This is a genomic window from Paludibacillus litoralis (genome assembly GCF_037646705.1).
Taxonomy (GTDB): Bacteria; Pseudomonadota; Alphaproteobacteria; order Rhodobacterales; family Rhodobacteraceae; genus Pikeienuella; species Pikeienuella litoralis.
The window spans coordinates 22501-34470 of sequence record NZ_JBBHER010000007.1; the positions used below are offsets into that span (position 1 = coordinate 22501).

The following is an 11970-nucleotide window of genomic DNA, read 5'->3' on the forward strand; positions in this document are numbered from 1 at the left end:
GGGAGAGGAAGTGGAGGAGATTGTGCAGGTCCACCTTCCAGTACCATTGCGTATAGATGTTCGCCGTCAGGTTCATCCGCGCCAGCTCCCGCGCGAGGCCGGCGCGCCCGGGGTCGATCGTCTCGCCGGCGTAGGTCTGGTTCAGCATCCGCTCATATGTGTCGTAACACCGGTTCGCGTCGGCTCGAAGGAGCCGCAGCACCTCCTCCGCCTCCGCGCCCTCGAGCACCGCGCCGCGGCCCTGCCGGTTGGAGCTGGCCTGCGCCGCCAGATTTTCCGGCGCGGGGATATAGAACTCCCGGTCCATCACCGAATAGCGGGCGGAATATTCGTTCACGTTCGCGGTCCGGTGCCGGATCCACTGCCGCGCGACGAAGATCGGCAGCTTCACATGCAGCTTGATCTCGCACATCTCGAACGGCGTCGAATGGCGGTGGCGCATCAGGTAGCGGATCAGCCCGCGGTCGTCGCGCGCCTTTCTGGTGCCGGCGCCGTAGCTCACCCGCGCCGCCTGCACGATGGCGGAATCGTCGCCCATATAGTCGATGACCCGGACGAACCCATGGTCGAGACAGGGGATCGCCTCGTAAAGCCGCGCCTCCAGCCCGTCCGAGACCGCGCGCCGCGTCGGCCGCGCGTCGGCCCGCGACTTTTCGATTTCGTTTTGCTGTTCCGCCGTAAGCGCCATATCGTGTCCCTGATCTCCTGTCGCGCGCTGCGAGACGCCGCATCTTGCGCGTGAGAGCGAGATATTCAAGCCGACGCGACGGCGATGAGAGGCGGCCCGCCGCCGGCGGAAGGCGAATGAACCGAACAAGGAGCGCAATGTGAAAATCAAATATCTGCACACCATGGTCCGCGTGAAGGACCTCGACGCCTCGAAGCGCTTCTATTGCGATCTTCTGGGGCTGGAGGAGACCCGCCGCATCGACAACGAGGCCGGCAAGTTCACCCTGGTCTTCCTCGCGCCCCCGGGCCAGAGCGACGCCGAGATCGAACTGACCCATAACTGGGGCTCGGAGGAGGCGTACGGCGAAGGGCGGAATTTCGGCCATCTCGCCTATGAGGTCGAGGACATCTACGCCATCTGCGAGAAGCTCCGCGCCGCCGGCGTCACCATCAACCGCCCGCCGCGGGACGGGCGCATGGCCTTCGTCCGTTCGCCGGACGGGATCTCGATCGAGCTTCTGAACGCCGGCGGCGCGCAGGAGCCGAAAGAGCCGTGGAAGAGCATGGAGAACACCGGCAGCTGGTGAGCGATTCAGGCGCGCCGGCCCCTTCACAACCGGGCGCGGCGCGCCTATGTTCATGGCGTCCCCTCGGGGACTATGGTGATAAACGCGCACGTAATACACGGATCGGACCCGGGGGCGGTACCCGGCGGCTCCACCAAAATCCCGTTCATTGGCGGGCGAGGGGCCGAAACAGGATCGACGGACGTCTAAAGGTGTTTGCTTTCACCCGGTGAGCCACCACCGTTATCGGTGCAAAAAGTACAGTTGCCAATGACAACCGTGCTCCGGTGGCCGTCGCTGCGTAAGCAGCGCCCAAACCGAAACCTAAGTCCTGCAGCTTAGCAGTTGCAGGCGGGGCCCGCAGGCGCCTGGCAACAGAAGCCTGCACCTTTACCTCCCACATCAAAATCCGTCTCTATCTTGCGTCAGGTCGTTCCCTGCGACGGCGCACCGTCTATGATCGACCGGCGAATCGGATATGTTTCGCAAAACGGAAGAAAGAGACTGGATGCCCAGAGACGGCTTGAACTACGGCCAATTGATGGAGCGCGCGCTTCGCGGCGTCATGGCGGAGGCGTTGACGGAAGTCGCGGCGGAAGGCCTTCCGGGCGACCACCATTTCTACATCACGTTCTCCTGCGCCCATGGCGCGGCGCGGATGCCCGACTGGCTTCGCGAAAAATATCCCGACCAGATCACCATCATCATTCAGCATGAATATGAGGGGCTCGAGGTCGAGCCTGAGGGATTCCGCATTCGGCTCAGCTTCACCAACCGCCCGGCCGATCTCTATGTGCCTTTCGACGCGGTCCTCACCTTCGTCGACCCGTCGGTCGAATTCGGCCTGAAATTCGACGCGACCGAGGTCGAGGAGGAGGCGGACGCCGCGGCCGAGGACGCCGCCGCCGGTGAAGAAGAGAAGGAGCCGAAAGGCTCCGCCGACGTCGTCAGCCTCGACACGTTCCGCAAACACTGAGTCCGCACGCGCCGGACCACGAACATCAGATCAGGGCCCCGAGGGCCCACGAAGAAGGGAATCGCTTATGTCCGCCACCCGCACCGAGACCGACAGCTTCGGACCGCTGGAAGTGCGGGCCGACCGATACTGGGGCGCGCAGACCCAGCGGAGCCTGATGAACTTTCCCATCGGCGGCGAACGTCAGCCGGTCGCCATCGTCCGCGCCCTCGGCGTGATCAAGCAGGCCTGCGCCGAAGTGAACATGGAGCTCGGCGCGCTCGACCCGAAGATTGGCGACGCCATCGTGAAAGCGGCCGCCGAGGTCGCCGCCGGCGACCTCGACGATCATTTCCCGCTCGTCGTCTGGCAGACCGGCTCCGGCACCCAGACCAACATGAACGCGAACGAGGTGATCTCGAATCGCGCCATCGAGATGCTCGGCGGCGTCATCGGCTCGAAGGATCCGGTGCACCCGAACGACCACGTGAACCGCTCGCAATCCTCGAACGACACCTTCCCGACCGCCATGCATATCGCGGCGGCCACCATCGCCACCTCGGTCCTCCTTCCCGGCCTGAAGAAACTTCACGCCGCGCTGAAGGAAAAGTCGGAGGCGTTCAAGGACATCATCAAGATCGGCCGCACCCACACCCAGGACGCGACCCCGCTGACCCTCGGTCAGGAATTCGGCGGCTACGCCCATCAGGTCGCGCAGGGGATCAAGCGCGTGGAGCGCGCCCTCCCCGACCTGTACGAGCTGGCGCAGGGCGGCACCGCGGTCGGCACCGGGCTCAACACGAAAGTCGGCTTCGACGCGGCGGTCGCCGCCGCGATCGCGCGGATCACCGGCCTTCCCTTCGTCACCGCGCCGAACAAGTTCGAGGCGCTGGCGGCGCATGACGCCGTGGTGGAGGCGTCCGGCGCGGTCCGCACCGTCGCCGCGTCGCTGTTCAAGATCGCCAACGACATCCGCTTTCTCGGCTCCGGACCGCGCAGCGGGCTCGGCGAGCTTCTCCTGCCGGAGAACGAGCCCGGCTCCTCGATCATGCCGGGCAAGGTGAACCCCACCCAATGCGAGGCGCTGACCCAGGTCTGCGCCCATGTCATGGGCAACGACGCCGCGATCGGCTTCGCCGGCAGCCAGGGCCATTTCGAGCTGAACACCTATAAACCGATGATGATCTACAATCTTCTCCAGTCGATGCAGCTGATCGGCGATTCCGCCTCCGCGTTCACCGACAACTGCGTCGCCGGCATTCAGGCCAACGAGGAGCGGATCTCGAAACTGATGCGCGAAAGCCTGATGCTGGTGACCGCGCTCGCGCCCGAAATCGGCTATGATAAGGCGACCACGGTTGCGAAAACCGCGCTGAAGAACGGCTCCACGCTCAGGGAGGAGGCGGTTCGCCTCGGTTTCGTCGACGCCGAGACCTTCGACCGCGTGGTCCGCCCCGAGGACATGATCGGCCCGAAAGCTTGATCCGGCGGCCGGGTCGCCCCGGCCCCGCGCGCCCGGCCGAGCCGTTTCGCATGACCACATACGCCCGCCCCGAGAAACATTCGCTGACCCTCTCGGGGCACCGCACCAGCGTGACCATGGAGGCCCCGTTCTGGCGGGCCTTCCGGAACCTCGCGCGGGCCGAGGGGGTGTCGGTCAACGCGCTCGCCGCGCGAATCGACGCCGCCCGCCCGCTCGATGTCGGTCTCGCGTCGGCGATCCGGGTTCATGTGCTGGCCGCCGCGCTCCGCGATCCGAGCGCCCTCGCAGACTCCGACAACGCCGGGTGAGCGCCGCCCCCGGCCCGCCTAGCCGATGGACCCGAGCACCGGGAACGTCTCCAGCAGCCAGTAGGCCGCGCGGTTGAACGCTCCGGTGATCATCGCGACGCCGACCGCGATCAGCAGCAGCCCCATCGCCTTCTCGACCAGGCCGAGATAACGGCGAAAACCGCGCATCCAGCGCAGGAACGGCCGCACGAACAGCGCCGCGAGGATGAACGGCAGGCCGAGCCCCGCCGAGTAGACCGCGAGCATCGCGACGCCCCGGCCGATGGTCTCCTCCTGCCCCGCCAGCACCAGGATCGTGGCGAGCACCGGCCCGATGCACGGCGTCCAGCCGAAGGCGAAGGCGAGCCCGATGACATAGGCCCCGGCGTAGCTTCCCGCCGTCCGCCCGGCGTCGAGCCGCGCCTCCCGATAGAGAAACGGAATCCGGATCACGCCGAGGAAGTGCAGCCCGAGGATGATGATCACCCCGCCGGCGATCCGCCCGAACAGGATCTTGTTCTGCAACAATATCTGCCCGAGCGCGGAGGCGGTGGCGCCCAGCGTGATGAACACCGTGGCGAGCCCGAGCACGAAAAAGATCGACGAGACCAGAACCCGGCGCGCCAGCGCGTCGTCGATCTTCTCGTCTTCGGTCAGCTGATCCAGCGTGGTCCCGGCGATGAACGCCAGATAGGGCGGCGCCAGCGGCAGCACGCAAGGCGAGAGAAAACTCAAGAGTCCGCCCGCGAAGGCCGTCAGGATTTCCAGCATTCATCCACTCCGTTCATCGCCCCATAGCGCAAGCGGAGCCGGGGGTCCTCTCACGATTTCGCGCATTCCCCGTCAAGGCGCCGCGCCGGCGGTGAGAAACGCCACGATCTGCTCGATCTCGAGCGCGGTGAGCCGCGTGCGCCCGACCAGCTCGTCCGGGGCCTCGCCCGCCTTTCCCGGCGTGTAATAGGCGGGCATCGCCGTCTCGGGATCCACGATTCTCGGCTCCACGATCATCAGCCTGATCTCGCCCGCGGAAAGCCGCGCCCCCATCTCGGCGAAATCCGGCGCGCCGTCTCCGTCATGGCATCCCGCGCAGCCCGCCGCCGCGTAAAGCGCCGCCCCCGGCCCCGGATCGCCCGACCACTCCGCGAGGGGCGCCGGAATCGACGCCGCATCCTCGACGACATAATCGACCAGAGGGGCCGCCAGCGCCGCGACGGGCGCCAGCGCGAGGGCGGGGAGGAACGCTTTCTTCATCACGCGCGCCACCCTAGCGGATTGCCGCCGCGCCGCAACGCGGCTAATCAGGCGCCGCACGACACGGAAAAGGGGCGGAAATGGGGTTCAAATGCGGAATCGTCGGATTGCCGAACGTCGGCAAGTCGACTCTCTTCAACGCGCTGACCCGCACCGCCGCGGCGCAGGCCGCCAATTTTCCCTTCTGCACGATCGAGCCGAATGTCGGCGAGGTCTCCGTCCCGGACGAGCGGCTGGAGACGCTGGCGAAGATCGCCGGCTCGAAGGAGACGCTCCCGACCCGGCTGACCTTCGTCGACATCGCCGGGCTCGTGCGCGGCGCCTCGAAGGGCGAGGGGCTCGGCAACCAGTTCCTCGCCAATATCCGCGAGGTCGACGCCATCGCCCATGTCCTCCGTTGTTTCGAGGATGACGACATCGCCCATGTCGAGGGCCGGATCGACCCGATCGCCGACGCCGAGACGATCGAGACCGAGCTGATGATCGCCGATCTCGAAAGCATCGAGCGGCGGATGCAGAATCTCGTCCGCAAGCTGAAAGGCGGCGACAAGGACGCCCTGCAGCAGCAGCGCCTGCTCGAAGCCGCGAAAACCGCGCTCGAAGCCGGGCGCCCCGCGCGCACCGTCGAGATCGACGAGGAGGACCAGAAGGCCTGGACCATGCTCCAGCTTCTGACCGCGAAGCCGGTGCTCTATGTCTGCAACGTCGCCGAGGCCGACGCCGCGAGCGGCAACGCGCTCACCGCGAAGGTCGAGGCGCTCGCCGCCGCGGAGGGCGCCGGCGCCGTCATCATCTCCGCCGCGATCGAGGAGGAGATCGCGCAGCTCGAACCCGACGAGCGCGCGCTCTTTCTGGAGGAGATGGGCCTTGGCGAGGCCGGGCTCGACCGGCTGATCCGCGCCGGATACGAGCTGCTCGGGCTCATCACCTATTTCACCTGCGGCCCGAAGGAGACCCGCGCCTGGACGATCCAGCGCGGCTGGAAGGCGCCGAAGGCCGCCGGCGTCATCCATGGCGATTTCGAAAAGGGCTTCATCCGCGCCGAGACGATCGCCTACGCCGATTACGTCGCGCTCGGCGGCGAGCAGAAGGCGCGGGAGGCCGGAAAGCTCCGCGCCGAGGGCAAGGCGTATGAGGTCGCCGACGGCGACGTCATGCATTTCCTCTTCAACCGCTGAGCGGGTTCAGCGCGCCGCCATCAGCGCGTCGAACCGGCGCAGAAACGCCGCCGCCGCCTTGTCCGGCGGAAGCGGCGCGAGGCGGATCTCCCGCCAGCCGGCGAAGCGCGGCCGCGAAAACAGCCGCCCCGCCTCCTGCTCGTCGAATCCGGCGAGCTGCACCGCCTCCAGCCAGGCCGAGGCCCGGTCGGCGCGCTTGATCCGCGCCGCCACCGCCTCCGGCGTCGCCGCCGGCAGCCCGAAGCTGAGATGGACCGCCTTCTCCAGCCGCGCCTCGAACGCGTGATAATCCACCCCGAGCGCGGCCTTGAACGGCGAGATCATGTCCCCGATCACATATTCCGGCGCGTCATGCAGCAGCGCCATCAGCCGCTGATCGGCGCTCGGCGCCGGTTTGAGCTTCGCGAAGATCCGCTCCACCAGCACCGAATGCTCCGCCACCGAATAGGCCCACTGGCCCCGCGTCTGCCCGTTCCAGCGCGCGACCCGCGCCAGCCCGTGCGCGATATCGCCGATCTCGATGTCGAGCGGCGACGGATCGAGCAGGTCCAGCCGCCGCCCCGACAGCATCCGCTGCCACGCCCGCGGCGCCGCGTCCCGCCTCATCGCGCGGCGACCCGCCGCGGCGGATTCGGCATGTGAGATTCTACAATTTCCATTAGTTCTTTCTTAACCTTTAGATTGATTTTCGCGCATTGTCGCATATACCCCCGGCGAGCTTTAGGCCCCGAAGGAGACAAAATGAACATGCCGCATCTGATCAAGTCCGCGCTTTTCGGCCTCGCCTGCCTCGGGCTCGGCTCCACCGCTCAGGCCGCGGTCGTCGGCGGCGCCAGCGTCGACATCACCAACGGCGTTTTCCTGTCGGCCACGGCGCCCGGAGGATACGACATCGACATCACCGGCGACTTCTTCGCGGAATCGCTGATCGCGGATTTCGACGCCGTGCGGACCTATCGGGTCTCCGCCGACTTCACGCTCAACAACGATCTGATCCTCGATGAGGCGGCGCTCCTGCCGCCGATGTCGATCAACGACATCCTCGATTTCGCGACCGGCTCCGGCCTCGCCGCCCTGTTCGCGCCGGTGCTGACCCAGAACCCCGGCACGATCGAGATTCTCGGCGTCGACGTCGACTACAGCTACAGCGACATCGTGACGACGGCCAACTCGGTCTCCGGCATGTTCGCCATCGGTCTGCTTCTCCCGCAGGGGGCCGGGAACCTCCTCGGGCTCGCGTCTCCCACCGACGGGGCGACCTTCTCGGCGTCTCTGGCCATCGCGCCGGTGCCGGTTCCGGCGGCGCTGCCGCTGGCGCTCGGCGGCTTCGCGCTTCTCGGCTTCATGGGCTGGCGGCGCCGCGCCGCCGCCTGATCCGACGGCGACGGAATGATCGGGCGGTCCCATGGGGCCGCCCTTTTTCATTGTCGGACCCGCCGCATTGCTGGCCTCGGATCACGCTGCTATAGCGACCGCAATCCCAGAACCCGCGCCGAACGGCGAAAGCAGGAGCCCCAAATGGCCGACTACATCGTGAAAGACATCGCGCTCGCGGAATATGGCCGAAAGGAGATCGCGATCGCCGAGACCGAGATGCCGGGCCTGATGGCGCTCCGCGAGGAATACGGCGCCGAGCAGCCGCTGAAAGGCGCGCGAATCGCCGGCTCCCTGCACATGACGATCCAGACCGCCGTGCTGATCGAGACGCTGGTCGCGCTCGGCGCCGAGGTCCGCTGGGCCTCCTGCAACATCTTCTCGACCCAGGATCACGCCGCGGCCGCGATCGCCGCCGGCGGCACCCCGGTTTTCGCCATCAAGGGCGAGACGCTGCCGGAATACTGGGCCTACGCCGACCGCATTTTCGACTTCAAGGATGGCGGCGCCAACCTGATCCTCGACGATGGCGGCGACGCGACGATGTATATCGTCATCGGCGCCGAGGTGGAGGAGGGCCGCGAGGAGCTGATCGCCACCCCGACCTCCGAGGAGGAGGAGGCCCTCTTCGCCCAGATCCGCAAGCGCATGAAGCAGAGCCCGGGCTGGTTCAAGAAACAGCGCGCCATGATCAGGGGCGTCTCCGAGGAGACCACGACCGGCGTGCACCGCCTCTACAAGCTGATGGAGCAGGGGCGCCTGCCCTTCCCCGCGATCAACGTGAACGACAGCGTCACCAAGTCGAAATTCGACAACAAGTACGGCTGCAAGGAATCCCTCGTCGACGGCATCCGCCGCGCCACCGACACGATGATGGCCGGCAAGGTCGCCGTGGTCTGCGGCTACGGCGATGTCGGCAAGGGCTCCGCCGCCTCGCTCCGCGGCGCCGGCGCCCGCGTGAAGGTGACCGAGATCGACCCGATCTGCGCGCTGCAGGCGGCGATGGACGGGTTCGAGGTCGTGACGCTGGAGGACGTGGTGAAGACCGCCGACATCTTCGTCACCACCACCGGCAACAAGGACGTGATCCGCATCGAGCACATGCGCGAGATGAAGGACATGGCCATCGTCGGCAATATCGGCCATTTCGACAACGAGATTCAGGTCTCGGCGCTGAAGAACCTCAAATGGACCAACATCAAGGACCAGGTGGACATGGTCGAGATGCCCTCGGGCGCCCGGCTGATCCTGCTCTCCCAGGGGCGACTCCTCAATCTCGGCAACGCCACCGGCCACCCGTCCTTCGTGATGTCCGCCTCGTTCACCAATCAGGTGCTCGCCCAGATCGAGCTCTGGCTCCGCGGCGACGCTTACGCGAAGGAGGTCATCATCCTGCCGAAGCATCTCGATGAGAAGGTCGCCCGCCTTCACCTCGAGCGGATCGGCGTGAAGCTGACGGTTCTGAATCCGGATCAGGCGGAGTATCTCGGCGTTCCCGCCGAAGGCCCCTACAAGCCGGACCATTACCGCTACTGACGCTTCGGAGGGCGCGCCGCGCCTTTGTCACGGAAACGAACGCCCGCCGGCGCGCAGATGCGCCGGCGGGCGTCTTTCGATCAGGCCGCCGTCGCCGCCATGGACGGGCGCTTCAGGAACGCCTCGCCCCACGCCGCGAGCCCGGGCCGGCCGTCGCGCCAATCGCTCCAGCCGCCCATCTCCCTGCGGAAATCGAGATAGCCGAGCATGCAGCCGATCCCGATCACTCCCATGTCGAGCGGGCCGGCGAGATGGGCCAGCCAGCGCTCCTCCAGCGCGTCCAGCCCGCGGGAGATCTTCGCGCGCTGCCCGTTCACCCACGCCTCGGAGCGATGCTCCTCCGGCCGCATCCGCGTCTCGTAGATGCAGAGCAACGCGGCGTCGAGCACGCCGTCCGCATGCGCCTCGAGCGTCATCGTGGACCAGAGCGCCTCGCCCGTCGGGTAGAGGCCGGTCCGGTATTTGGCGTCGAGATAGCGGGTGATGACGCGGCTGTCGTAGAGCGCGGGGCCGTCATCGCGCACGAGACAGGGGATCTTGCCCACCGGATTGGCCGCGATCAGCGCCTTGTTCGGATCGACCGGCGTCGTGGCCCCGTCGATCAGCGCGACATCGCCGGTCTTGCCGGCCTCTTCGAGCAGAACCATGACCTTCCGGACATAGGGCGACGGGCCAGCGTGAAAAAGCTGCATCTATTCCTCCTTCGGCGCGGAGGGCTGACCCCAGCCGCGCTGGCGCTCCCCCCACATTTGAAAGCGCCGAGAATGAGCCGGAAGCCGCGCCCGCGCAAGCGGCTCCGAAGCGGCCCGCCCCGCGCGCGGCCGGACCGGTCAGACCGCGTCGGGGAAATGCTTCATCACCAGCCGGATCGGATTCGGCGCCGCCTGGCCGAGGCCGCAGATCGACGCGTCCTCCATCACCTCGCAGAGATCGGAGAGAAGCTCCCGGTCCCAGCGCTCGGCCTGCATCAGCTTCACCGCCTTCTCGCAGCCGACCCGGCAGGGCGTGCAGCGGCCGCAGCTCTCATCCTCGAAGAACCGCAGCATGTTGAGCGCGGCCGCCTTCACGCTGTCCGTCTCGGACAGCACGACGACGGCGGCGGAGCCGATGAACGAGTTGTGCTCCTGCAATATGTCGAAATCGAGCGGGCTGTCGTTGATCGACGCCGGCAGGAGCCCGGCCGAGGGCCCGCCCGGCTGGTAGGCGGCGAAGACATGCCCCTCCGCCATGCCGCCAGACGCCTCGATGATGTCGAGGATGGTGGAGCCGGCGGGAAGCAGCTTCACCCCCGGCGCCTTCACCCTTCCCGACACCGAATAGGAGCGCAGGCCCCGGCGCCCGTTCCGCTCGACGGCGTTCAGCACCTCCGGCCCCTCGCGGCAGACCCGCGCGACCCAATGCAACGTCTCGATGTTGTGAACCAGCGTCGGGCGCCCGAACAGCCCGACCGCCGCGACATAGGGCGGCCGGTGGCGGGGCATGCCGCGCTTGCCCTCGATCGATTCGATCATCGCGCTCTCTTCGCCGCAGATATAGGCGCCGGCGCCGCGGCGCAGCTCCACATATCCCGGCGGGACCAGCGCCGCCGCCTCCAGCGCCGCGATCTCGCGCCGGAGAATCTCCAGCACCGCCGGATATTCGTCCCGCATGTAGATATAGCAGCGCTCCGCCTCCACCGCCCAGGCGGCGATCAGCATCCCCTCGAGGAAAAGATGCGGGACCCGTTCGAGATGATACCGGTCCTTGAACGTCCCCGGCTCGCCCTCGTCGCCGTTCACCGCGAGATAGCGCGGGCCCGGCGCCCCGCGCACGAAGGACCATTTCTTTCCCGTGGGAAAACCCGCGCCGCCAAGGCCGCGAAGCCCGCTGGCGAGAAGCGTCTCCTGAACCTCGTCCGGCGTCTTCGCCCCCGCCCGGAGCGCTTCGAGCGCCTCGTAGCCGCCGGCCGCGCGATAGGCGCCGAACGGCTCGTAATCCGGGATCGGCGGGGTGAAGTCTCCGGCTTTGATCGCGGCCCGCACCTTCTCCGGCGTCGCCTCGTCGATATGGAGATGGCCGATCTGCAGCGTCGGCGCGGTGTCGCAGCGCCCCATGCAGGGCGCGCGGATCACGCGGACCTCCGCCGGGTCCAGCCCGGCCTCCAGCGCCGCCTTCAGCTCCCGCGCGCCCGCGAGCTCGCAGGAGAGGCTGTCGCAGACCCGGATCGTGAGCGCGGGCGGCGGGGCCTCGCCCTCCTTCACCACATCGAAATGCGCGTAGAAGGTCGCGACTTCATAGACCTCGGTCTGCGAGAGCCGCATCTCCTCGGCCAGCGCGCAGAGATGCGCCGCCGAGAGATGGCCGAACCGGTCCTGAATCAGATGCAGATGCTCGATCAGCAGGTCGCGCCGGCGCGGCCGGTCGCCGAGCAGCGCGCGGATCTCCGCCAGCGCCGCGTCTTCGAACTGCCGCCCCTTCGGCGTCGCCCGCCCCTTGCCGCGCCCGGACTTCCAGACGCCTTTGCGCTTGTCAAAGGCCATGCCGCATCCCTCGCTTCTCCGCACCCGAACGGAAGGCTACGCCCGCGATCCGCGTCTGTCGATGATCGGAGCGCGCGCGCGTTTCCGGCGGCGAATCTCACCTACTCTTGAATTTTTCACCATGCCATCGCAATAGGCCGCAAGAACCCAGT

The 11970-nt window shown here is 67.3% G+C and carries 13 protein-coding genes and 1 other RNA gene (1 of these 14 only partly in view); 8 read left to right on the forward strand and 6 right to left on the reverse strand.

Going from position 1 to position 11970, the window contains the following annotated elements; genetic code table 11:
* Positions 1–688 carry the 5' portion of an FAD-dependent thymidylate synthase gene (thyX, locus tag WG921_RS12940; protein ID WP_340109661.1) on the reverse strand. The gene continues 245 nt to the left of window position 1, outside the view, so only the first 688 of its 933 coding nucleotides appear in the window; the start codon lies at positions 686–688; the stop codon falls past the left edge of the window.
* Between the two features lie 139 nt (positions 689–827).
* Between thyX and WG921_RS12945 the strand changes: the two genes are divergently transcribed.
* The 5 genes from WG921_RS12945 to WG921_RS12965 all read left to right on the forward strand — a co-directional run bounded on the left by WG921_RS12945 (position 828) and on the right by WG921_RS12965 (position 3981).
* The gene (locus WG921_RS12945; protein WP_340109662.1) at positions 828–1256 is read left to right on the forward strand and encodes a VOC family protein; all 429 of its coding nucleotides are present in this window, start codon (positions 828–830) and stop codon (positions 1254–1256) included.
* A gap of 18 nt (positions 1257–1274) precedes the next feature.
* Positions 1275–1624: a transfer-messenger RNA gene (ssrA, locus tag WG921_RS12950) on the forward strand.
* A gap of 119 nt (positions 1625–1743) precedes the next feature.
* Positions 1744–2211 (forward strand): SspB family protein, encoded by a 468-nt coding sequence (locus tag WG921_RS12955; RefSeq protein ID WP_340109663.1) that lies wholly within the window; start codon positions 1744–1746, stop codon positions 2209–2211.
* A gap of 67 nt (positions 2212–2278) precedes the next feature.
* Positions 2279–3673: a class II fumarate hydratase gene (gene fumC / locus WG921_RS12960; protein ID WP_340109664.1), complete on the forward strand. Its 1395-nt coding sequence runs from the start codon at positions 2279–2281 to the stop codon at positions 3671–3673.
* A 50-nt stretch (positions 3674–3723) separates the two neighbouring features.
* Positions 3724–3981: a ribbon-helix-helix domain-containing protein gene (locus WG921_RS12965; RefSeq protein WP_340109665.1), complete on the forward strand. Its 258-nt coding sequence runs from the start codon at positions 3724–3726 to the stop codon at positions 3979–3981.
* A gap of 18 nt (positions 3982–3999) precedes the next feature.
* Here WG921_RS12965 and WG921_RS12970 read toward each other — a convergent pair whose 3' ends face one another.
* Both WG921_RS12970 and WG921_RS12975 read right to left on the reverse strand, forming a co-directional pair.
* Positions 4000–4731 carry a cytochrome c biogenesis CcdA family protein gene (locus WG921_RS12970; protein WP_340109666.1) on the reverse strand — a complete coding sequence of 244 codons (732 nt, stop codon included), beginning with the start codon at positions 4729–4731 and terminating at the stop codon, positions 4000–4002.
* Positions 4732–4803: 72 nt separating this feature from the next.
* Positions 4804–5211, reverse strand: a complete 408-nt coding sequence (locus WG921_RS12975) for a c-type cytochrome (RefSeq protein WP_340109667.1) — start codon at positions 5209–5211, stop codon at positions 4804–4806.
* An 80-nt stretch (positions 5212–5291) separates the two neighbouring features.
* Here WG921_RS12975 and ychF point away from each other — a divergent pair, with 80 nt between their 5' ends.
* Complete coding sequence (gene ychF, locus WG921_RS12980; RefSeq protein WP_340109668.1) at positions 5292–6389, forward strand: redox-regulated ATPase YchF; 1098 nt, start codon at positions 5292–5294, stop codon at positions 6387–6389.
* A 6-nt stretch (positions 6390–6395) separates the two neighbouring features.
* On the opposite strand, the gene WG921_RS12985 is transcribed toward ychF, so the two are convergent.
* A complete protein-coding gene (locus tag WG921_RS12985; protein ID WP_340109669.1) occupies positions 6396–6995 on the reverse strand; it encodes an HD family hydrolase in 600 nt (199 codons plus the stop codon).
* Between the two features lie 135 nt (positions 6996–7130).
* Here WG921_RS12985 and WG921_RS12990 point away from each other — a divergent pair, with 135 nt between their 5' ends.
* Positions 7131–7763, forward strand: a complete 633-nt coding sequence (locus tag WG921_RS12990) for a hypothetical protein (RefSeq protein ID WP_340109670.1) — start codon at positions 7131–7133, stop codon at positions 7761–7763.
* Between the two features lie 144 nt (positions 7764–7907).
* Entirely contained in the window at positions 7908–9299 is a 1392-nt protein-coding gene (gene ahcY, locus WG921_RS12995) for an adenosylhomocysteinase (RefSeq protein ID WP_340109671.1), read from the forward strand.
* Positions 9300–9379: 80 nt separating this feature from the next.
* Here the strand turns inward: ahcY and WG921_RS13000 are convergent, their stop codons facing one another.
* On the reverse strand, positions 9380–9991 hold the full coding sequence (locus WG921_RS13000; RefSeq protein WP_340109672.1) for a glutathione S-transferase: 612 nt from the start codon (positions 9989–9991) through the stop codon (positions 9380–9382).
* 138 nt (positions 9992–10129) lie between these two features.
* Complete coding sequence (locus WG921_RS13005; protein ID WP_340109673.1) at positions 10130–11818, reverse strand: NAD(P)H-dependent oxidoreductase subunit E; 1689 nt, start codon at positions 11816–11818, stop codon at positions 10130–10132.
* Between the last annotated feature and the right edge of the window lie 152 nt (positions 11819–11970).

Coding starts and splice junctions, on each gene's coding strand:
- WG921_RS13005 (WP_340109673.1), bottom strand. CDS start 11,818: ATGGCCTTTGACAAGCGCAAAGGCGTCTGGAAGTCCGGGCGCGGCAAG.
- WG921_RS12990 (WP_340109670.1), top strand. CDS start 7,131: ATGAACATGCCGCATCTGATCAAGTCCGCGCTTTTCGGCCTCGCCTGC.
- WG921_RS12970 (WP_340109666.1), bottom strand. CDS start 4,731: ATGCTGGAAATCCTGACGGCCTTCGCGGGCGGACTCTTGAGTTTTCTC.
- WG921_RS12985 (WP_340109669.1), bottom strand. CDS start 6,995: ATGAGGCGGGACGCGGCGCCGCGGGCGTGGCAGCGGATGCTGTCGGGG.
- WG921_RS12955 (WP_340109663.1), top strand. CDS start 1,744: ATGCCCAGAGACGGCTTGAACTACGGCCAATTGATGGAGCGCGCGCTT.
- ahcY (WP_340109671.1), top strand. CDS start 7,908: ATGGCCGACTACATCGTGAAAGACATCGCGCTCGCGGAATATGGCCGA.
- fumC (WP_340109664.1), top strand. CDS start 2,279: ATGTCCGCCACCCGCACCGAGACCGACAGCTTCGGACCGCTGGAAGTG.
- WG921_RS12975 (WP_340109667.1), bottom strand. CDS start 5,211: ATGAAGAAAGCGTTCCTCCCCGCCCTCGCGCTGGCGCCCGTCGCGGCG.
- ychF (WP_340109668.1), top strand. CDS start 5,292: ATGGGGTTCAAATGCGGAATCGTCGGATTGCCGAACGTCGGCAAGTCG.
- WG921_RS13000 (WP_340109672.1), bottom strand. CDS start 9,991: ATGCAGCTTTTTCACGCTGGCCCGTCGCCCTATGTCCGGAAGGTCATG.
- WG921_RS12965 (WP_340109665.1), top strand. CDS start 3,724: ATGACCACATACGCCCGCCCCGAGAAACATTCGCTGACCCTCTCGGGG.